This window comes from Kosakonia sp. MH5 (assembly GCF_009935945.1).
GTDB lineage: Bacteria > Pseudomonadota > Gammaproteobacteria > Enterobacterales > Enterobacteriaceae > Kosakonia > Kosakonia radicincitans.
Window position 1 is genome coordinate 388625 of sequence record NZ_QODH01000004.1, and the last position, 21587, is coordinate 410211.

The following is a 21587-nucleotide window of genomic DNA, read 5'->3' on the forward strand; positions in this document are numbered from 1 at the left end:
ATCCGGGAGGCGGAAGCCTCCCTTTTTTATTGCCACGACTCCACCCAGTGGCACGCCACCTGATGGCCGGGGCGCACTTCACGCAGTTCCGGGATTTCAGTACGACAGCGTTCCGTTGCCTGCGGGCAGCGTGAAGAGAAGCGGCAGCCGGAAGGCGGGCGCGACGGATCGGGGATTTCCCCCTGCACCACCGCCACGGGTTCGCTTTCCGGGTCGAGCGTTGGCACCGCCGCCAGCAGCGCCTGGGTGTAAGGGTGCAGCGGCTGGCTGAACAACGCATCGCGGCTAGCGGTTTCCACCAGTTTCCCCAGATACATCACCGCCACGTCATCACACAAATGCTCCACGACACCGAGATCGTGAGAAATAAACAGGAAGGTGACGCCATGCTCATCGCGCAAATCGGAGAACAGATTAATGATTTGCGCCTGGATGGAGACATCCAGCGCCGAGATGGGTTCGTCGGCAATAATAAAATCCGGGTTGAGGATCAGCGCGCGGGCAATGCCGATACGCTGGCGCTGGCCGCCGGAGAACTCATGGGGAAAGCGATTGTAATGCTGCGGGGCCAGGCCACAGATTTTCATCACCTCCAGCACTTTATCGCGCAGTTCCGCTTTGCTGCACAGCTTGTGTTCCAGCATCGCTTCGCCAATCGCATCGCCAATGCGAATGCGCGGATTCAGCGAGCTGTAAGGATCCTGAAACACCAGCTGGATTTTCGGGCGCAGCGCGCGCATCTGTTTCGGCGTCATATCCTGCAACTCCTGACCGCGATACTTCACGCTACCCGCCGTTTTGTCATACAGCCCCAGCAGCGTGCGTCCGACGGTGGTTTTACCGCTGCCGGATTCGCCCACCAGGCCAAAAATGGTGCCGGGTCGAATGTTAAAACTGACGCCGTCCACGGCGCGTAGCTGTCCGGTTTCCTGACCAAACAGCCCGTCGCGCAGCGGGAAGTGCTTTTTCAGACCATCCACTTCAATCACATATTGTTGGCTCATGCGACCGGCTCCGCTAACTCACTGTGAATACATGCGGCTTGCCGCGTTTGCCCGATCAGCGGCGGAATACCCGCGCGGCACTGCGCCGTGGCACGTTCGCAGCGATCGAAGAACGCGCAGTACGGCGGCAGCTCGGCCAGATCCGGCACCTGGCCGGGAATGGAATAGAGGCGGCGTCGGCGCTCGCCCGGAACAGGGCGCGACGCGATCAGCCCTTTGGTATAAGGGTGCAGTGGGTTGCGCAGCACATCGGCGGTCGGACCTTGCTCAACGATGCGCCCGGCGTACATTACCACGACGTGTTCCGCCATCTGCGCGATAACGCCCAAATCATGGGTGATCAGCATCAGCGCCATCTGCTGCGCCCGCGCCTGGTCACGCAGTAAACGCAGGATTTGCGCCTGTACGGTGACATCCAGCGCCGTGGTGGGCTCGTCGGCAATCAGCAGTTTCGGCTGGCAGCTTAGCGCCATGGCAATCATGATGCGCTGCAACATACCGCCGGAAAGCTGGTGCGGATAGCTGCTCATCAGGCTCTCCGCCCGCGCCAGCCCGACATCGGCGATCAATTGCGTGGCATGCGCCCAGGCCGCTTTTGGCGTTTCACCACGATGGCGAATCAGCGGTTCACAGAGCTGCTCGCCAATGGTCAGCACCGGGTTGAGCGCCGTCATCGGCTCCTGAAAGATCATCGCTAACTGATTACCACGCAGATCGGCCATTTTTGACGGCTTCAGGCGCAGCAGATCGGTGCCCTGAAAGCGGATTTCTCCGCCGTCGATACGCGCAACCTGCGGCGGTAACAGCCCCATCAGCGACATGGCGGTAACGCTTTTGCCGCAGCCGGATTCACCCACCACGCCAATAGTTTGCCCGGCCTGAATGGCAAATGAGACATCCTGTACAGCGCGCACGCGCCCCTGCTCGCTGGCGAAGGAGATGGATAAGTTATTAAAGGTAATTAGCGGCTCGCTCATTTCAGGCTCCGTTTCATTTTCGGATCCAGCGCATCGCGCAGGCCATCTCCCAGCACGTTAATGGCGATGACGGTCAGAAAAATGGCGATACCCGGCGGCATCCACAGCCACGGGCGACGCTGAAAGTCGATCAGGCTGTTGGCCGCATCCATCATATTACCCCATGAGGGCGTTGGCGGTACGACGCCAAGGCCGAGATAGCTGAGCGCAGATTCCATCAGGATGGCATTCGCCACCGCCATCGTCGCCATCACCACCAGAATGGGAATAGTGTTCGGCAACAGATGGCCGAACAGGCGGCGGCGCGAAGAGAGGCCCAGAACCTGCGTCGCCAGCATAAAATCGCGTTCTCGCAGCGAGAGGATTTGCCCGCGCACCAGCCGCGCCAGCTTCGGCCATTCCAGCAGGCTGAGCATCACTACCACCATATAGATGCGCGAATCGGACGAGAAATCGAGCTCTGATAACATCGCTCCGGCGACAATCAGCAGCGGCAGGCTGGGGATCGTCATCACCAGATCCGCGAGGCGCATAATCAGTTTTTCCGTCCAGCCGCCGGCATAACCGGAGATCGCGCCCAGCAGGTAGCCCAGCGCCACCGACAGCAGCATGGTCAGCAGGCCAATAATCAGCGAGATACGCCCGGCAAGCAGTAAGCGGGTATAGATGTCGCGGCCAAGAAAATCGGTGCCCAGCCAGTGCTCTGCGCCAGGCGGTTTGTTGATCATCAGCGCGTCGGTGGCGTCATCTTTCCACGGCGACCACACCGGCCCCAGCACGCACCAGATGGTCATGACCACCAGCAGAACCAGGCACAGCATCGCGAGATGATTGTGGCGCAGCGCTTTCCACGCCTGGCGCCACGGAGAGGGCGTGGCCTGCGCCAGCGCCGGAATTTCCGCCTTGCGCAGGCGGCGATTGGTTGAGAAAAGGGAACCGAACATCACGACCTCACGCGAATACGCGGGTCGGCCCACGCGTACAGCACATCGGCAATCAGGTTGCCAACAATGGTTAATACCGCCAGAAACAGAGTGAACCCCATCAGCACCGGATAATCTCGGGCGGCCAGCGAATCAATATGGATATGCCCCGCACCCGGCCAGTTAAACACCTTTTCGGTGATGATCGCGCCGGAAAACAGCCCCGGCAGCTCAAAACCGAGCAGGGTGATGATCGGCAGTAGCGCATTGCGCAGCGCGTGTTTGAGGATCACTGTGCGTTCGCGCAGACCTTTGGCGCGCACGGTGCGGATAAAATCCATCTTCACCACGTCCAGCATACTGGCGCGGAAATAGCGCGTCAGGCTGCCCGCCTGCAACATCACCAGCGCCATGACCGGCAACACCAGATGCGCCGCAACCTGCATCACCCACGCCCAGCCGCTATCGTCGCTGCCGGTGTTGGTCATGCCGCCCACCGGCAACCAGTGCAGATCGACCGCGAACCACTTAATCAGCAACAGGCAGAGGAAAAAGGTCGGGAATGACATGGCGGCGAACACCACCACGCTGACCAGATGATCGAACAGCGAATTGGGTTTCAGCGCTGAGGCAATGCCCACCGCCAGCCCGATGCCCCAGTAAAACACCAGCGCAACGCTTGCCAGCAGGAACGAGTTCCAGATGTACTGGTTAAGTAGCTGGCTCACCGGGATTTGGTATTGCAGCGAGAACCCCAAATCGCCGCGCAGCAACTGGCCGAGCCAGTGCAGATAGCGGGTGAAGAGCGGTTGATCGAGTCCATAAATGGCTTTCAGTTCGGCGGCGCGGGCGGCGGTGAGGGTAATGTTACCGTCGATAAAGTCGCCCGGCGTTTTCGCGAACAGCATAAAAATAATCAGTGATGCGAGCAGCAGCATTGGCAGGGTTTGCAGCAGTCGCCTGAGGATAAAATTTCGCATAGCTTTCTCATGACAACTGCCGGGGAGCCCCGGCAGTTGTTGGTGTTACTTGACGATTTTCACATCCGGCAGGCTACCGGTCAGTCCGTTGTAGATATCCGGCTTAAAGCCGGTGACGCGGGCGCTGCTGGCCGACAGAATCTCGCGGTTACCCAGCAGAATCGCCGGTGGATCGTCCGCCAGCACTTTATACAGCTGGTGATAAATCGGTTTGCGTTTTTCCACATCCAGCACCGCATTACCTTCGTTGATCAGCTTATCAACCTGCGGATTGTTATAGCCGGACTCTTTCGCTTCCGTGCTGTAGTAATCCCACACGCCATCATGCGGATCGTTGAGCGTGCTGGTGCTGAAAGAGGCCAGGTCATAGTTGCCTGCTTTACGCTGCGCCATCAGGGCGTTGAAATCCACCACCTGCGGTTTCAGCAGCACGCCAATCTGCTGCCAGTTCTCTTTGGCGATGGGGATCAGCGCATCGTTCAGCACTTTCTTGCTCACCAGCAGCGTCAGCTCCAGACGTTTACCGTCCTTCACGCGGATGCCATCCGGCCCCGGTTTCCAGCCCGCTTCATCAAGCAGTTTCTTCGCCTGTGCCGGGTCGAATTTGTACGGGTTCACGCCGTCGGTGTTATACGCCCATGAAATCGGGGCAATAGGTTCAATCGCCACTTTGCCGTAGCCCTGATAAACCACATCGATCAGCTTCTGGCGGTCAAGGCCGTAAATCAGCGCCTGGCGCACTTTCACGTCCTGCAACGCCGGGCGGCGCACGTTGAATTCCACTTTGCTGTAGTCGCTGGAGCCAAACAGGTTGATATTGGCGAAGCCCAGCATTTTCAGTTGTTCGATATCATCCGGGCGCGAAGTGAACGAGTCGTAATCGGTTTCGCCGGTCTGGAACAACTGGAAGTTGGTGGATGGGTTGGTTACGCGATAGATAAAGCGCGGCGTTGGCGGTGTGCCACGGTAGAAATGGGTGTTGGCGTGGAAACGAATCTCCTGGCCCGGAATGTATTTTTCATAGACATATGGCCCGTTACCCAGCGGTTTCCCGTGCAACGTGCGCAGATAATCGAGGTTACCGCGCTGATACTCTTTACCGTAATACGCTTTCGACAGCACCGGGCCGCCGATTTTCGCCAGCGTAGTCGCGCCTGGCTGCGTGGTGGTGACCTGTAAGGTCAGCGGGTCGATCACTTTCAGGCCGCTGACGCTATCGGCTTTTCCGGCTTTATACTCCGCGCCGCCCGCAATATTGGCGAGGGTGATGTCAGTATCGCCATCATATTTCGGGTCATACAGCACGGTCAGGGTAAACGCCACGTCTTCGGCAGTCAGCGGCGAACCGTCGCTGAAAGTCAGGTTCGGGCGCAGCTTAATGGTGTAGACCTTGTTGTCCGGGCTGACGCTCCAGCTTTCCGCCAGGCCAGGCACCAGATTGCCGTGGCTATCCCAGTCGATCAGGCGTGAGAAAATCACGTTGGTGACGTTTTCGTCCCAGCCGTTAACAAAGAAATAGGGGTTAAAAATACCCTGCGGTTCAGAGATGCCTGCCACCACCGTGTCTTTACGCAGCTTAGCCGCCGCCGGAATTTGGCTGGCATCGGTGCTGGCGTAATACCCTCTTTTAAGGGTTCATCGGCGAAAGAGGCTGAAGAGAAAGCCACCACACTGCTGAGTAACGCGATTTTCAGCGCCAGAGTAAAGCGCGTGGGTTTTGTTTTTAAGCTATTCAGTAAGCTGGACAAAATTGCTCCCTCATCAAATGATTGCGTGGAATTTACAAATCATGACGAACGATAAAAGCCGCACCGCACCCTGTCTAACAACGAAAAAATCTGGCTTATAGCAAATTGTCATTAGCAAATTTATGGCAAATCAATGTCATAAGTTTGCTAAGCAGCTTACAAACCGCATTGTGCCGACGAATTGAGGAACCCGCAAAGCCCGGTCAAAACCATCCCCGGTAGTAAAGGCGTGATTTCCACAACTCTGGTCGTTTTATCACCATGAAAGTGCGCGCCTGAAAAAACAGGCAAACAGAAAGAAGCGCTTCCTGTTTGCCTGTGGCTGCATGCCTGCTTATTTACGTTACTGAGGAATAACGTCCGTAGCACAGAATTTGGTGATTAGCGTGTTGGCTAATTATATTCAGAGCTAATAAGGATCCTTTGATTTAATTCATCAAACTCATCGGCAAGATAATTAACTTCAAACAAACCAAGTTTAATTAACATATTGTCTTTCTTATCATTGAATGCGAAAGAAAGATAAACACAGCCATTTGACTCGACCAGTGTTGTTCTGTCAGGAGTCAGTGTTGTATTACTTTTATCTAACATAATATTCTCCTATTAATATTCCAGTAATTCTCTTCGGCCTTCTATTGCCGACAGTGCTCCGTCAACCAGAGCAAATAATTCATCCTCGCCGGGGTAAACGATAAATTCAGGGGTAATAAAGCCGATGCGTTTACGAATGTCATTAATCACTCTGCCGCTCCGGGCAACGCCTCCGGTGAGAATAATGGCATCGACGCGGCCCGCGAGAACAGCCGCGCATGAGGCGATCTCTTTTGCGACCTGGTAAGCCATCGCCTCAAGCACCTCTAACGCTTTTTGATTTCCATCGCTGATTAGCTGCTCAACATCGCGAATGTCTTTCGTGCCTAAATAGCCAAACACACCGCCTTCACCAATGAGCTTTTTCTTCAGCGAATCATAGGTATATTCACCAGAAAAACAGAGGTTTAATAAAGCCAGGCAAGGGAGACGACCCACGCGTTCCGGCGAGAACGGTCCATCGCCGCCTAATGCGGAATTCACATCAACAATCCGGCCATCGCGATGAGCGCCGACGCTGATACCGCCGCCGAGGTGCGCAACAATTAAATTCAGGCTGGCATAAGGTTTTTCCACCTGAATGGCGTAACGATGAGCAACCGCTTTCTGATTAAGGGCATGAAAAGCGCCGACCCGCGATATTTCCGGCATGCCGGAGATTTTAGCAACAGGATCACACTCATCCACCACCACCGGATCAACGGTATAAGCCATATTCTCTTTATCAGCGTCTTTTGCCAGTTCCCAGGCCAGAATAGCGCCGAGATTTGAAGCATGCTCACCGTTAAGACCCACGCTTGCATCGTGTAAGTAGGCGTCGTTAATACGGTAAACACCACTTTCAAGATAGCGGACCAGCCCGCCGCGCCCGACAAACAGATCCATATCTTTGGTTCTGAAACCGTGTTCATGCAACATGCCAAGAATAATTTCTTTGCGGAATTGTTTTTGTTCCAGGATATTTGAATACGGACCTAACTCAGCTTCATTATGGTTATATGTCCGGCAAACCAGTTGCGTTCTGTTGTTATAAATCGCCAGCTTGGTTGAGGTTGATCCAGGATTAATGACCAGAATATACATAACTAGTCCTTACACTGAGCTATTGCACAAGCAATAGAAAAATACTTCGTGGTGGCCGTGTCCGAGCGCGAAGTAAATACCACGGGAGCGGAAGTGCCTGTCAGGACACTGGCGCTTGAAGCGCTGCCGAGCTGCATCACGGTTTTATAGAAGACGTTCGCGCTGTTAACATCGGGCAGCACGATTAAATCAACATCACCGCCGACCTGCGTATCCAGCCCTTTATGCCGGCAGGAATCGTGGCTAAACGCCAGATCAACAGAGAGCGGCCCTTCAACGATGCAATTATCAAAATGTTCTTCGCTTAATTCCGCTGCATCTATCGTTGCCTGGATTGCAGGTGTGGCATGTTCCACGGCAGCTATGAGGGCAACCTTCGGATTACTGATGTCCAGCCGGTGGAGTAAATCCACTGACTGCGTAACCATGATTTTTTTATCCTGTTTTGTCGGGGAAATATTAATTCCGGCATCAGTAATAGCGAATAACTTTCTATAAAAAGGGCTCTGAATAAAAGCCATCTGCGTGACCAGGCTGGATGCAGCAATCCCAAAGGTTTTATTAAGGATGGCCCGCAGATAAACGGGGCTGTCGACCAGGCCCTTCATTAAAATATCGGCCTTTCCTGACTTCACCAGCTCCACAGCTTTATTACACGCTTGCGTTTTATCGGGAAGATCAATGATTTCAACTTCTCTGATATCAAAATCCAGACGCCCGGCAATGGTGACGATTTTTTCGCGGCAACCGACTAAAATAGCGCGACCTAACCCCTGCACGACGATCATCCTGATTGCATCGAGTGCAAAAGCATCCTCCGCAGCAGCTACTGCAATGGTTTTCTGACTTTTTCTTTTGGCTAACTCTAAAAATGAATCTAGCTGCTTTAGCATAATGGAATATCCTGAATACTCACTAAAAGCTCAGCAGGTATGAGCCATCATACCTGCTGAAATTCGGCAATCACTTACCTGTTAACACATATGCTGGCCGCCATTAATGGCAATATTAGAGCCGGTGATATAACCCGATTTATCACCACAGAGATATAACACAAGCTCTGCGATTTCATCGGCTTCACCAAGACGACCAACCGGAATTTGCGCTTTAATAGTTTCCAGCACATCATCCGGAATCGCCTGCATCATTTCCGTATTGATATATCCTGGAGAAATGGTGTTTACGGTAATGTTTTTACGCGCAACTTCCTGCGCCAGCGCTTTGGTAAAACCGTGAACGCCTGCTTTAGCCGCAGAATAATTAGCCTGACCAAACTGCCCTTTCTGACCGTTAATGGATGACATGTTAATTATGCGACCACGTTGATTGGCTAACATATTGTCAATCACCGGTTTGGTCATATTAAACATGCTATTCAGGTTAACCTGAATTACTGCATCCCACTGGGATTTATCCATTTTCTTGAACGTTGCATCACGGGTAATACCGGCATTATTGACCAGCACATCAATGTGGCCATATTTATTCAATACCGAGGCAACGGCAGACTGACATTGTTCATAATTACTGACATCACAAACAACCGTATCGATTTTTTCAAAGCCTGCTGCTTTTTGCGTTTCCGCCCAGTCGTTCAGCCGACTGGCATCATTATCAAACGCAACGACCTGGTAACCTTCTTTAAGAAATCGCAGGCTAATTTTTTCACCAATACCCCGAATTCCGCCCGTTACCAGTGCAATTTTTTCTTCCATGACCTGTTTCCTGTATCAAATAAAATTCCGGATCGCCGCGTTAATCCATCTCAACTGTGACAGCAATGCCCATGCCGCCGCCAATGCATAATGTCGCCAGACCTTTTTTACTTTTTCGGCGCTGCATTTCATGAATTAACGACACAAAAATACGGGCGCCAGACGCGCCAATAGGGTGACCGAGAGCAATGGCACCGCCATTAACATTCACTTTCGTCAGATCCCAGCCCATTTCACGGTTAACCGCGATAGCCTGCGCCGCAAACGCTTCATTGGCTTCAATAAGATCAAGGTTGCTGACCTGCCAGTTTGATTTTTTAAGTACATTTCGGGAAGCTTCAATCGGCCCGGTTCCCATTATTTCCGGTGCAACGCCTGAGGTTGCAAATTCAACGATTCGGCCAAGCGGTGTAATACCCAGTTCTCTGGCTTTTTTCGCGGTAGCCAAAATAACCATGGCCGCGCCATCATTTACCCCGGAAGCGTTGCCGGCGGTTACGGTTCCCTCTTTCTTGAAAGCCGGGCGTAGTTTTGCCAGCCCTTCACGCGTGGTTTGTGGACGCGGAAATTCATCTTTTTCAACTACGATGGTATCTTTACCGGGTTTGATAATAACAACCGGCACAATCTCACTGACAAAACGGGAAGCCTCAAGGGCAGCAGCGGCTTTACGTTGCGAGGCCAGCGCAAATTCATCCTGCTCTTCACGCGTAATACCATATTTCTCCGCGATATTTTCCGCAGTCATCCCCATGTGATAATCATGGAATGCATCCCATAATCCATCATTAACCATGCTGTCCTGCATTTCCCAGTTACCCATTTTCATTCCATTACGGGAGTGAGGAAGAATATGCGGCGACTGACTCATATTTTCCTGCCCGCCCGCAATAATCAGCTCAGCTTCACCGCACTTTAATGACTGATATGCAAGCTGTAATGCTTTCATTCCTGAGCCACAAACTTTATTAATTGTCAGTGCGGGAACATCCTGTGAAATACCGGAATGAATTAATGTTTGTCGCGCTGGATTTTGCCCACACCCCGCCGTTAAAACCTGACCAATGATAACCTCATCCACTTCTTTTACCGGAATATGAGACTTTTCAAGAAGTGATTTAATCACTATAGATCCCAGTTTAGGTGAGGATATATTGGCAAGGGAACCATTAAGCGAGCCAATAGCTGTCCTTGCTGCGCCAAGTATAACAATATCAGTATCCTTCATTATTTTAGCCTTTCGCTTAATTAAACTACGAGAATTTTTATCCTAATTAGGTGAAAGGGTACTTTGATTAATGTCAATGTTTGAGTAAAAGCTGACCCATACAATTTATTCAATGCTTACTATGAATTTTATATAAATAAGGCGATTTCAAGATCGATAGTATTTAAATTTGATAATTCTTATCACCGCTCAAAAAAGGATATTTACATGATATATTTAAATGGAGGTTTTTAAAAATGACAGAAAGAGCCGAATGTTTACAAACAGGGCAAAAAGCGCAATTTACAAAAAAACTCACTGAAGAAGACGTGATGAATTTTGCAGAGGCCTCAGGTGACATGAACCCAGTGCATCTTGACGATGCCGCGGGTAAAAAAAGCATATTTGGCCAGCGTGTTGTTCACGGAATTCTGGTAAGCGGTTTAATTTCTGCAGTTATTGCAAATAAACTCCCCGGTAAAGGCTCTATTTATTTGGCGCAGGATCTTAAATTTACCAAACCAACTTTTATTGGCGATACGGTGACAGCAACCGTGGAAATTATTGCTATTGATACGGAGAAAAAACGGGTCAGTCTGAAAACCACCTGCACAAATCAGCATGGCGATGTTGTCATTAAAGGAGAAGCACTTGTGTTATCTCCCGCCGTAAAACACTGACCGGAGATAACACATTATGAAACCGATTATTCAGGGTAATGTGGCTAAAAACTGCCACCCGGAAGGGCTGCTGAAAGCCATTGATAAACAGATTGCCTATGTCGAATCACACGGCGAGATCTATGGGCCTAAAAAGGTTCTGGTGATTGGCGCCTCCTCCGGTTATGGGCTGGCTTCACGTATTGCGCTGGCTTTTGGCGGCGGCGCCGACACCATTGGCGTCTCGTTTGAAAAGGGTCCCGGTGAAAAAGGCGCAGGCAGCGCGGGCTGGTATAACAACGTTCTGTTTCAGCGACGGGCGAGTGAAAAAGGGCTGATCGCGAAAGATTTTATTGCCGATGCTTTTTCCGATACCACGCGGCAAAACGTGATTGATTTTATCCAGCAAGAATTTGGCGGGAAAATCGATCTGGTGGTGTATTCCGTTGCGTCTGGCATACGCCTTCATCCTGACGGTACGCGTTATCACTCAACGCTGGGCGTTCGCGGCCAGGCTTTCTCCGGCCCTGGTTTTGAACTGGAAAGTCAGCGCATGGTAGAACAGACGCTGGAACCTGTTACCGAACAGCAGCTTGCCGATACAGTAAAAGTGATGGGTGGCGAAGACTGGCAGCGCTGGATCACCATGCTGGAACAAGCCGATGTATTAGCCACAGGGTTTAAAACGGTTGCCTATTCGTATATTGGCCCGGAATCAACCTGGCCGCTTTATAAAGAGGGCTCTTTGGGTGCCGCAAAAGCGCATTTACATAATACCGCCGATGAAATTAATGCGCAGTTGCAACGTATCAGCGGCAATGCTTATGCGGTTATTTGTAAAGCGCTGGTCACCAAGGCCAGCGCGTTTATTCCTGTGTTTCCGCTGTATATCACCCTGTTGTATAAAGTCATGAAACAGAAACGGTTACATGAAACCTGTATTGAGCAAATGCACCGGCTGATGCTGGATCATCTTTATCCCCCTCTTGGCAAGGTGACTACCGATGCTCAACGGTTGATTCGCATGGATGATTATGAACTTCGCCCGGATGTGCAAAACGCGGTGGAATTACTCAGAAAACAGGTGACTGCGGATAACTTTATGGTCATTGGCGATTTTGCCGGTTATTTGCAGGAGTTTCACGAACTGAACGGCTTTGGCATAGCGGGGGTGGATTATTCGGATGAACTGGATATTCACACGCTGGTTAAAGAATATAGCCTTGCGTAACGTCTGAAATGCCATTAAAAAAGCCTCCGCATGGAGGCTTTTTATTTATTAGCGCTTACCGACGTCAGGAATAATTAAATCGCCGCGCACGCGGTACGAACCCAGCACGCTCTGCGTTTTCTCATTCAGCCATGCCACAATGCGCGCCGCCATCGCATCCATTGAATATTCAATCGCCGGGATGGTCGGGATCCCCGGTAAATGCAAAGAGCCAGCAAGGCTGAAGACCATAATGTCGCCCGGCACCGATTTATTAAACGCTTGCAGTTGCGGGATCACGCGCTGCGCTTCCTGCTCGTCAGCCACCAGTAGCGCGTTAAAATTCAGCGTGGTGGCATTATTGAGCAGCACCTGCAACGCCACCGATGAACTGGTGTCATCCATAAAAACCAGGTTGCGGTTAAACGGCAGGAAATTGTTTTCCAGCGCCAGCTTGTAGCCGTGCAATACCTGCTCAGCCGCAGCGGTATCGGGATGGATAAGCGCAATTTGTCGGCGGCCCTGGCTAATCAGGTAGTTGCAGGCGGTTTCCGCCGCAAAAGCGTGATCGAATTGAATGCTGTTGGGCGTGGAATCGATGGATTCTTCGCAATCGACCAGAATCACATTTTCATCTTCAATTTTCAGAGGGAAACGCGCGCCGATAATCAATACATCGTCGCACAGCCCGCAGGTCAGTTCATCCAGCGCGCTCATCACCCCGGCTTTGGTATTGGCGAAGCGCAACAGCAAATGTTTCTGATTCTGGCTGAGATGTTTTTCCAGCGCATACAGGTAACCGGTGGTCTGGTTAATATTCTCCTGGGCGCAAATCACCCCGATGCAGCCTGTCGACTGGCTGAGCAATGACTGGGCGATAACATTGGGCCGATAATTCAGCTCTTCGACCGCTTTCAGTACCGCGAGGCGACTGGCTTCCTTAACGCCGCGCGAACCACTCAACACCCGTGAGACTGTGGCTTTGGAGACCCCAGCTAAACGTGATACATCGTTGATTGTAGACATCTTTCTCCCCTGAACAGCGCGTAGCCTGCGCCTGAAAATTCGTCCTGCAAAATCGGTTCAATCTATAACCACTCGCAGTATAACGGTTTCCCTTTTTGATGGAAACCGATTTTCCATTTCACCTCTTTTGCTATCAACGAAGCGCAAAATTCCGTGATGTAAATCCAATAAAAAAGCCTTATGGATAGCAGATGTTGATAGCTATCACACTTCTGTGGAGAAAAAATGGAAACCGGTTTCCATATGATATCCAATCATCCCCGCAATAACTTTTTACACTTCGAGGATGGTTAACGATGTTCAGGATTATGTTGTGCTGCTCTGCCGGGATGTCCACCAGCTTGTTGGTGAGAAAAATGCTTGAGGCGGCGAAGGAACGGGAGCTGCCAGTGGAGATCGACGCGTACGGCGTCGCGGAATTCGACACACAATTTCCGCGTTATCAGCTCGTGCTTCTCGGACCGCAGGTTAAGTACATGTTAAATACACTGTCAGAAAAGGCCGCCGCACACGGCATTCCGGTTCAACCCATCAATCCGATGGATTACGGCATGCAACGCGGTAATGAGGTACTGGACTACGCTTTGTCGCTGATTGAAGCGGCGCATTAAAAAGGTGTTCTTATGAGTTCCTTATATCAATCAATGATTACGATTATTGAGCAATCCATTACGCCGCTGGCCGGTCGTCTTGGACAGCAGAAGTACGTTATCGCCATCCGCGACGGTTTTACCGCTGCGCTGCCGTTTATGATCATCGGCTCCTTTATGCTGGTGTTTATCTTCCCACCATTTTCCGCCGACACCACCGTCGGTTTTGCCCGCGCCTGGCTCGATTTCTCTACCGAATACCGCGCGCAACTGATGCTGCCGTTTAACCTCAGCATGGGAGTGATGACGTTTTTTATCTCCGTTGGGGTTGGCGCCAGCCTCGGTCGCCAGTTTAACCTCGACCCGGTGATGACCGGCCTGCTGGCGTTTATGGCGTTTCTGCTGGTTGCCGCGCCGTATGCGGACGGCAAAATCTCCACCCAGTATCTCTCCGGCCAGGGCATTTTTACCGCCTTGCTGACCGCCATCTACTCGTCGCGCGTTTACGCCTGGCTCAAACAGCACAACATCACCATCCGCCTGCCGAAAGAGGTTCCAACCGGCGTGGCGCGTTCGTTTGAGATTTTGATTCCGGTGGTGGTGATCATTGGTACGCTGCACCCGCTGAACCTGTTTATCGAAGCGCAAACCGGGATGATCCTGCCGCAGGCGATTATGCACCTGCTGGAGCCGCTGGTTTCCGCCTCTGATTCCCTGCCCGCCATTCTGCTCTCCGTGCTGCTGTGCCAAATCTTCTGGTTCGCCGGTATTCACGGTTCGCTGATTGTCACCGGTATTATGAACCCGTTCTGGATGGCCAACCTCTCTGCCAACCAGGCCGCGCTGGCAGCGGGCGCTGCGCTGCCGCACGTCTATCTGCAAGGCTTCTGGGATCACTATCTGCTGATTGGCGGCGTGGGTTCGACCTTACCGTTGGCGTTCCTGCTGCTGCGCAGCCGCGTCGCACATCTGCGTACCATTGGCAAAATGGGCGTTGTGCCAAGCTTCTTCAACATCAACGAACCGATTCTTTTCGGTGCGCCCATCATCATGAACCCGATGCTGTTTGTGCCGTTTGTCTGTGTGCCGTTGGTTAACGCCGTGCTGGCTTACACCGCGACCAAAATGGGCCTGCTGGCACAGGTGGTTTCGCTGACGCCGTGGACAACACCCGCGCCAATCGGTGCCTCATGGGCGGCGAACTGGGCCTTTAGCCCGGTGGTGATGTGCCTGATTTGTATGGTGATGTCTGCCCTGATGTATCTGCCATTCCTGCGGGCGTATGAACACTCGCTGATGAAAGCAGAAGAACAAAAAGCGCAGACCAGCGCACCGATGACGGAAACCGTCCGCAGTAACTAAAAGGAGTCGGTAATGAAATACGTTTTTCCCGCAAACTTCTGGTGGGGCAGCGCCTGCTCGGCATTGCAAACCGAAGGGGAAAGCCAGCAAGGCGGTAAAAGCGCCACTACCTGGGATACGTGGTTTGCTCGCGAACCGTGGCGTTTTCACCAGCAGGTTGGGCCGCAGGAAACCTCGACGTTTTACCGCCACTGGCGGCAAGATATCGCGCTGTTGAAGCAGCTTAATCACAACAGTTTTCGTACTTCGCTGAGCTGGTCGCGCCTGATCCCGGATGGAACCGGTGAAGTGAATCCGCAGGCTGTCGCCTGGTACAACGACGTCATCGACGAACTACTGGCGCAGGGAATTACGCCGTTTATCACGCTGTTTCACTTCGACATGCCGATGGTGATGCAGGAGAAAGGCGGCTGGGAAAGCCGTGAAGTGGTTGAGGCTTTTAGTCGCTACGCGCAAATCTGCTTTGAGCTATTCGGCGATCGGGTGCAGCACTGGTTTACCTTTAACGAGCCGATCGTTCCGGTCGAAGGCGGCTATCTGTACGATTTCCATTACCCGAACGTGGTGGATTTCAAACGCGCGGCGACGGTGGCGTACCACACGGTACTGGCTCATGCCAGCGCTGTCAGAGCGTTTCGCGCCGGGCACCACTCCGGCGACATCGGCATTGTGCTGAACCTGACGCCGTCTTATCCGCGCTCGCAACATCCTGCGGATGTGAAAGCGGCACACCACGCGGATTTGCTGTTTAACCGCAGTTTTCTCGACCCGGTACTGCGCGGCGAGTATCCCGCTGACCTGGTGGCGCTGCTCAAAGAGTACGATCAGCTCCCCGCCTGCCAGCCGGAAGATATCTCGCTGATTGCAGAAGGGAAAATCGACCTGCTCGGCATCAACTATTACCAGCCGCGGCGGGTAAAGTGCCGGGACAGTGCGGTCAATCCCGATGCGCCATTTATGCCTGAGTGGTTGTTTGATTATTACGAAATGCCAGGTCGTAAAATGAACCCGTATCGCGGGTGGGAAATTTACGAACCAGGTATTTACGATATTCTCACCAACCTGCGTCTGAATTATGGCAACCCACGCTGTTTTATTTCTGAAAACGGTATGGGCGTCGAGAATGAAGAACGCTTTATTGAAAACGGACAAATTAACGACAGTTATCGTATTACCTTTGTTCGCGATCACCTGAAATGGCTACATAAAGGAATCAGCGAAGGCTGTAATTGTCTTGGTTACCATATGTGGACATTTATTGATAACTGGTCATGGTGTAACGCATATAAAAACCGCTATGGTTTTGTGCAATTAGATCTGGCAACTCAGCAACGCACTATTAAGAAAAGTGGAGAGTGGTTTGCCGCCACCGCCGCGCTTAATGGTTTTACTCAGGAATAATGATTATGGTCGCACTTGAAGAAGCGGTAATGGAAATTATCGTCAACGCCGGACAGTCGCGTAGCTTGTGCTTTGAGGCACTGCGCTCGGCCAGGGAGGGCAATATTGAAGAAGCCCGCAGCCTGCTGCGTGAGGCCGATGGTTATTCGCGCCAGGCGCACAAAATGCAGACGCAATTGATTGAGCAGGATGCCGGTGAAGGCCGTCAGCCAATGACGTTAATTATGGTGCATGCCCAGGATCATTTAATGACGTCATTACTGGCCCGCGAATTATCTGAAGAAATTATTCAACTGCATTCATTATATCGACAGTAATAAATGGAGAATTGATTACGGTAAATCTTAATTAATCTGTACCCGACTCTACAAAATAAATATTAGTTTTTGGTGATGGCAATATTTTTACCCTGCCAGCGCAGGGTAACTATTGTCTGCGAATAACTTACTAAATTGAGATAACCATGAGAATAAATAAAATACTTCCAGTGGCGCTGGCGGTTACGGCCACCCTTTGCTCTGGCTCCGCCTTCGCACAAGAATTTACGCAAGAGCAAATCGATGCCATTGTCGCCAAAGCGGTCGATAAAGCGCTGGCGGAACGGCAGGCCAAAATGGATGCCGCCATCAATAAAAAAGCAGATGTCATTGTTGAACCACAAACCACCGCCCAGGAGCCGGATAAAGCCATTCCTTACGGCGTGAAATTCAGCGGCTATGCCCGCTACGGCGCGCACTTCCAGTCTGGCGATCAGAAATATGTCGGCGTCGATGGTTCCTATAATGGCGCCTCCGCCATTGGTCGTCTGGGTAACGAAGGCAACGGCGGCGAGTTCCAGCTTTCGAAAGCGTTTAAAGGCGACAACGGCGCAATCTGGGACGTTAACGTGATGTTCGATCACTGGGGCGACGAAGTTAACCTGAAAAAAGCCTATGCCGGGGTAACCAACCTGCTGGCCTCGAACCCGAATGCTTACTTCTGGGCGGGGCGCGACTTCCACCAGCGTCCGCAACAGGGCATCAACGACTACTTCTGGATGAACCATGATGGTCAGGGCGCCGGGGTGAAAAACTTTGATATTGGCGGCGTACAGTTTGACGTAGCTGCCGTGGCGGCCGTGGAATCCTGTAGCCCGGAAGTGCTGGAGGATGAAGCCAACCCGTCACGTATTACCTGTACGGGCAGTTCGAACGTCGGGGACAAGGGTAACTATGCGGTCACCTCGAAAATTCACGGCATGAAGGTCGGCCCGCTCGATCTGGAGATCTATGCCAACTACGGCTTTGACTCCAAAGCGATCGAAAGTGAAGACCGCCAGCGCGCCTGGCAGGGCGGCGTGGTGCTGAGCCACACCTATGACCACGGCGTGAACAAAGTGATTGCCCGTTATTCCGATAACGCGGACAACAGCGTATTCAACAAAACCGACGATCTGACAGCGATTTACGCCAGCTTCGAAGGCAACTACAAGTTCAGCCAGCAAACCCAGGTGGAATACCTGCTGGCCTTCCATGATTACGATAACAGCGCCAACAAAGCCGATAACCGCCGCAACTACGGCGCGATTATTCGCCCGATGCACTGGTGGAACGATGTCCATTCAACCTGGCTGGAAGCCGGTTATCAGCGCGTCGACTATGACAATGGCGGCGATAACCACGGCTGGAAACTGACGCTGTCGCAGAACATCTCAATTGCGATGGGGCCGGAATTCCGTCCGATGCTGCGCTTCTACGTGACCGGCGGTGAAGTGGATAACAAACGTACCGCGCGGGTCAATGGCACCGACGACAGTACGCTCGATTCGTTTAACGTCGGCGCAATGTGGGAGGCCTGGTTCTAATGTAAAACCGGAGGCGGTCACCCTCAGCCGCCTCCGGTTAATCTCTGTACATGTGTTATGATGCGCGCCTTATCAATAAGCAATCAGCATGACAGAGTTGGGTTAAAAGATGGGTTCCACAAAAAAAGGGATGCTTTATGTACTGGCAGCCGCGGTGTTATGGGGCAGTTCCGGGGTTTGCGCGCAGTACATCATGGAGAAAAGTCATATCCCGTCACCGTGGTTAACCATGACGCGGCTGCTGTTTACCGGCATCATTTTGCTTACGCTCTCTTTTGTGCACGGCGATAAAATTTTCGCCATCCTGAAAAACCGCAAAGATGCCATCAGCCTGCTGATCTTCTCACTGTTTGGCGCGCTGACCGTACAACTGACCTTTTTGCTGACCATCGAAAAATCCAACGCCGCTACCGCCACGGTACTGCAATTTTTATCGCCCACGATCATCGTGACCTGGCTTGCGCTGGTGCGGAAAGCACGCCCCACCATGCCGGTTGTTACGGCGATTTTCACCTCACTGATGGGGACTTTCCTGCTGGTGACGCACGGCAATCTGACGTCGCTGTCTATCTCGCCGCAAGCGCTGCTGTGGGGGATCGTTTCGGCGTTTTCCGCCGCGTTCTATACCACTTATCCCTCGGCGCTGATCGCCCGGTACGGCACACTGCCGATTGTCGGCTGGAGTATGTTGCTGGCAGGGCTGATGCTGGCGCCGTTTTTTGGCGGGCAAGCGGAAAGTGTGGCGGTAGATGGGCACCTGCTGATGGCGTTCTTCTATCTGGTGGTGATCGGCACGGCGCTCACCTTTAGCCTCTATCTGAAAGGCGCGCAGATGATTGGCGGCTCGAAGGCCAGCATTCTGAGCTGCGCGGAACCGCTGAGCAGCGCACTGCTCTCGGTGGTACTGCTTGGCGTTGCTTACTCTTTACCGGACTGGCTTGGCACGCTGTTGATTGTCTCGTCGGTACTGCTGATCTCCTGGGATTCGCGCCGCAAAATGCGGCTCGCCAGCGCCTCGGCGTGACATTCTCCGATGGCGGCAACGCCTTATCAGGCCTACGCGCTGTGCAATACGCGAACACTCTGACCGGGTAAGCGCAGCGCCACCTGGCGAATTGTGGCGTTTACGCTTTTACCCGCACCTTCGCCGCCACCAGCAGCGCGGTCAGCAGCATCAGGCTGCCAGAGAGCACCAGCGGCGACAGCAAACCATAATGGTCCAGCGCGAAACCACCAATCGCCGCACCGCAGGTATTGGCAAGCTGAATCACCGCCACCTGAATGGAACCGGCTTTTTCCGCCTGATCGGCAAGCGTGCGGGTGATCCAGGTTGACCAACCCACCGGCACCAGCGCAAAACCCAGCCCCCAGACGATGGCGATCCCCGCAGCAACGACTTTATCGCTGCCCCACAAAATCAGTACCAGCGCACTGACAGCCAGCGTCAGCGGTGCAAGGGCGAGCGCCATTTTGACCGAACGCTTCATCACCACCGAAGAGAAGGACGTCCCGACAAAGCTGGCGATACCAAAGCTCAGCAGCACCAGCGTTAAGCCATCGACGCTAAACCCGGCCAGGTTCATATATACCGGACGAATATAGGTAAAGAACGAGAACTGCCCGGCGAAGACCATAAAGATGGCGATCATGCCCGCCAGTACACCAGGGCGTTTGAGCAGGCCAAACATATTCTCGTGATGTTCGGTTTTGCCCGGCAGCGACGGCAACGCCCGCCACACCCAGAGAATGCAGATCGCTCCCATCAACGCCGCACCGTTAAAGACATTGCGCCAGCCGATAATGCCGCCGAGGAAACTGCCCAGCGGCGCGGCGATCACCAACGCAATCGACACTGCGCCAAAAATCACCGACAACGCTTTCGGCACGGTACGCATCGGCACCAGACGTATGGTCAGCGAGGCCGACATCGCCCAGAAACCGCCGAGCGCCAGCCCCAGACAAGCGCGGCCTGCCAGCAGCAGCGTAAAGTTAGTAGCAAAAGAGACCAGCAGGCAGGAGAGGGTCAGCAGTACCGCAAAGGCGATCACCACATAACGCCTGTCGGCGGCGCGGATCACCGTCGTAATAAACAGGCTGGCGAACATAGCCACAAACGCGGTTACCGTGACCGTTTGCCCGGCAATGCCTTCGGAAACGCCCAAATCCAGCGCCATTGGCGTCAGCAGGCTCACCGGTAAAAACTCCACGGTGATCAGACAGGCAACGCAAAAAGCCACCGCGAAAACGGCTGACCAGTTAGGACGGGTTACCGCGTCCGGTTGCGCCACAGTTTGCTCACTCATTTGTCACCTGCTTAGTTATTCGTCGTGAAGGTCGCGCAGTGTAACATTCATCATCTGTGACGCAATTAACAATTCGGCAACTCATTTTATGATGGGGATCAGTGCAGCCAGTGGACGCCCTCTTGCGCGATAAACTGGGCGTTATAACGCAGCTGGAAGTTGTTCAGTTCGACGGTATCCGGCTCCAGCTCGCGTAAAAACCCGAGTGCCAGGCGCACCTGCGCATCGGTTATCGGCGCGGCAAGCCGCGCTTTTTGCATCAGCCGGTGCCAGTATTGCAGGTTCTGTTCGCTGCTATCGACAATGGAAACCTGCCAGATCAGCAGCACCTGCGCCGCATTTTGCAAATGTGCTTCATCCGGGCGCGCCAGGTAACTTAAGTACTCATTGCCCGCCGTTTTGCCCATCTGATCCATCATCGATTCCACCGGAACGGGTTGAATGTTAAGCCGGTCGGTGAGACGGCGGATCGCCCGCCGGGAATCAGAGGTTAACACTCTGAAGCCAATCACAAAAACAACCACCAGCGTTGCCAACATCAACCAAATCATACCTGCTCCCGGTGCGTAAAAGAGGCTCATCATACGGGGAAATCCCCTCTGACGCACAGCCGTAAAAACAGCCGTAAGCCGACAATTAATTATCGGCTTACCGGGCGCTTCGCATAAATAGCGCGATTACTCGAAGAACAGCCCCAGTTTGTTAAACACGCCCGGATCGCTCTGGTGACGGATGATTTGCACCACATCTTCCAGTTTGTCGATCTGGCTTATCATCTGCTCCAGCCGCTGGTCGTTGGCAACCTGTAGCCAGATGCGGCTCTGTTCGCCATTTTGTAGCGGTAAACAGAGAATACCTTCCACGTTGAATGCACGGCGCGCGAACAGCCCGCAAACATGCGTCATGACGCCCGGATGGTTACGCACGGTGAGTTCGAGAATGACGTTATCAGTTGTTTGCAT

At 52.8% G+C, this 21587-nt stretch carries 21 protein-coding genes and 1 pseudogene; 8 read left to right on the forward strand and 14 right to left on the reverse strand.

The features are described from left to right. Nucleotides 1-26 precede the first annotated feature (26 nt). The 10 genes and pseudogenes from DK872_RS14050 to DK872_RS14095 all read right to left on the reverse strand — a co-directional run bounded on the left by DK872_RS14050 (nt 27) and on the right by DK872_RS14095 (nt 10252). Complete coding sequence (locus DK872_RS14050) at nt 27-1004, reverse strand: ABC transporter ATP-binding protein (protein ID WP_161518464.1); 978 nt, start codon at nt 1002-1004, stop codon at nt 27-29. Then, a complete protein-coding gene (locus tag DK872_RS14055; RefSeq protein WP_071921716.1) occupies nt 1001-1981 on the reverse strand; it encodes an ABC transporter ATP-binding protein in 981 nt (326 codons plus the stop codon). The genes DK872_RS14050 and DK872_RS14055 overlap by 4 nt, the downstream gene beginning before the upstream one ends. After that, a complete protein-coding gene (gene opp4C / locus DK872_RS14060; protein ID WP_161518465.1) occupies nt 1978-2925 on the reverse strand; it encodes an oligopeptide ABC transporter permease in 948 nt (315 codons plus the stop codon). The genes DK872_RS14055 and opp4C overlap by 4 nt, the downstream gene beginning before the upstream one ends. Beyond that, a complete protein-coding gene (locus DK872_RS14065; protein ID WP_161518466.1) occupies nt 2925-3884 on the reverse strand; it encodes an ABC transporter permease in 960 nt (319 codons plus the stop codon). The genes opp4C and DK872_RS14065 overlap by 1 nt, the downstream gene beginning before the upstream one ends. 45 nt (nt 3885-3929) lie before the next feature. Then, nucleotides 3930-5632: pseudogene (locus DK872_RS14070) on the reverse strand (ABC transporter substrate-binding protein). A gap of 393 nt (nt 5633-6025) precedes the next feature. Next, nucleotides 6026-6226: a hypothetical protein gene (locus DK872_RS14075; RefSeq protein ID WP_007369437.1), complete on the reverse strand. Its 201-nt coding sequence runs from the start codon at nt 6224-6226 to the stop codon at nt 6026-6028. Nucleotides 6227-6238: 12 nt separating this feature from the next. Further along, nucleotides 6239-7309, reverse strand: coding sequence for a butyrate kinase (gene buk, locus DK872_RS14080; RefSeq protein ID WP_035886815.1), 1071 nt, complete (start codon nt 7307-7309; stop codon nt 6239-6241). Nucleotides 7310-7311: 2 nt separating this feature from the next. Next, nucleotides 7312-8202 (reverse strand): phosphate acyltransferase, encoded by an 891-nt coding sequence (locus tag DK872_RS14085; RefSeq protein WP_072440474.1) that lies wholly within the window; start codon nt 8200-8202, stop codon nt 7312-7314. Between the two features lie 81 nt (nt 8203-8283). Further along, the gene (gene phbB, locus DK872_RS14090) at nt 8284-9024 is read right to left on the reverse strand and encodes an acetoacetyl-CoA reductase (RefSeq protein ID WP_071921720.1); all 741 of its coding nucleotides are present in this window, start codon (nt 9022-9024) and stop codon (nt 8284-8286) included. A 40-nt stretch (nt 9025-9064) separates the two neighbouring features. Further along, nucleotides 9065-10252 (reverse strand): acetyl-CoA C-acetyltransferase, encoded by a 1188-nt coding sequence (locus tag DK872_RS14095; RefSeq protein WP_071921721.1) that lies wholly within the window; start codon nt 10250-10252, stop codon nt 9065-9067. Nucleotides 10253-10488: 236 nt separating this feature from the next. On the opposite strand from DK872_RS14095, the gene DK872_RS14100 reads away from it, so the two are divergent. Together DK872_RS14100 and fabV are read left to right on the forward strand one after the other, a co-directional pair. Next, nucleotides 10489-10911, forward strand: a complete 423-nt coding sequence (locus tag DK872_RS14100) for a MaoC family dehydratase (protein WP_007369432.1) — start codon at nt 10489-10491, stop codon at nt 10909-10911. A 16-nt stretch (nt 10912-10927) separates the two neighbouring features. Next, nucleotides 10928-12121 (forward strand): enoyl-ACP reductase FabV, encoded by a 1194-nt coding sequence (gene fabV / locus DK872_RS14105; protein ID WP_071921722.1) that lies wholly within the window; start codon nt 10928-10930, stop codon nt 12119-12121. A gap of 48 nt (nt 12122-12169) precedes the next feature. On the opposite strand, the gene DK872_RS14110 is transcribed toward fabV, so the two are convergent. Further along, complete coding sequence (locus tag DK872_RS14110; RefSeq protein ID WP_007369430.1) at nt 12170-13126, reverse strand: LacI family DNA-binding transcriptional regulator; 957 nt, start codon at nt 13124-13126, stop codon at nt 12170-12172. Between the two features lie 296 nt (nt 13127-13422). On the opposite strand from DK872_RS14110, the gene DK872_RS14115 reads away from it, so the two are divergent. From DK872_RS14115 to DK872_RS14140, 6 genes are all read left to right on the forward strand, one after another. Next, nucleotides 13423-13737 (forward strand): PTS sugar transporter subunit IIB, encoded by a 315-nt coding sequence (locus tag DK872_RS14115; protein WP_161518467.1) that lies wholly within the window; start codon nt 13423-13425, stop codon nt 13735-13737. A 12-nt stretch (nt 13738-13749) separates the two neighbouring features. Continuing rightward, nucleotides 13750-15078 carry a PTS cellobiose transporter subunit IIC gene (locus DK872_RS14120; protein ID WP_007369428.1) on the forward strand — a complete coding sequence of 443 codons (1329 nt, stop codon included), beginning with the start codon at nt 13750-13752 and terminating at the stop codon, nt 15076-15078. 12 nt (nt 15079-15090) lie between these two features. Then, nucleotides 15091-16479: a glycoside hydrolase family 1 protein gene (locus tag DK872_RS14125; protein WP_007369427.1), complete on the forward strand. Its 1389-nt coding sequence runs from the start codon at nt 15091-15093 to the stop codon at nt 16477-16479. A gap of 5 nt (nt 16480-16484) precedes the next feature. Then, nucleotides 16485-16796 (forward strand): PTS lactose/cellobiose transporter subunit IIA, encoded by a 312-nt coding sequence (locus tag DK872_RS14130; RefSeq protein WP_007369426.1) that lies wholly within the window; start codon nt 16485-16487, stop codon nt 16794-16796. 146 nt (nt 16797-16942) lie between these two features. Further along, nucleotides 16943-18322, forward strand: a complete 1380-nt coding sequence (locus DK872_RS14135; protein ID WP_072440482.1) for a carbohydrate porin — start codon at nt 16943-16945, stop codon at nt 18320-18322. Between the two features lie 109 nt (nt 18323-18431). Next, entirely contained in the window at nt 18432-19346 is a 915-nt protein-coding gene (locus DK872_RS14140) for an EamA family transporter (protein ID WP_072440484.1), read from the forward strand. 100 nt (nt 19347-19446) lie between these two features. On the opposite strand, the gene nepI is transcribed toward DK872_RS14140, so the two are convergent. The 3 genes from nepI to ilvN all read right to left on the reverse strand — a co-directional run bounded on the left by nepI (nt 19447) and on the right by ilvN (nt 21587). After that, nucleotides 19447-20625 (reverse strand): purine ribonucleoside efflux pump NepI, encoded by a 1179-nt coding sequence (gene nepI / locus DK872_RS14145; RefSeq protein ID WP_072440486.1) that lies wholly within the window; start codon nt 20623-20625, stop codon nt 19447-19449. 98 nt (nt 20626-20723) lie between these two features. Beyond that, nucleotides 20724-21176, reverse strand: a complete 453-nt coding sequence (locus tag DK872_RS14150; protein WP_090397932.1) for a DUF1198 domain-containing protein — start codon at nt 21174-21176, stop codon at nt 20724-20726. 126 nt (nt 21177-21302) lie between these two features. Next, nucleotides 21303-21587, reverse strand: coding sequence for an acetolactate synthase small subunit (gene ilvN, locus DK872_RS14155; RefSeq protein WP_007369420.1), 285 nt, complete (start codon nt 21585-21587; stop codon nt 21303-21305).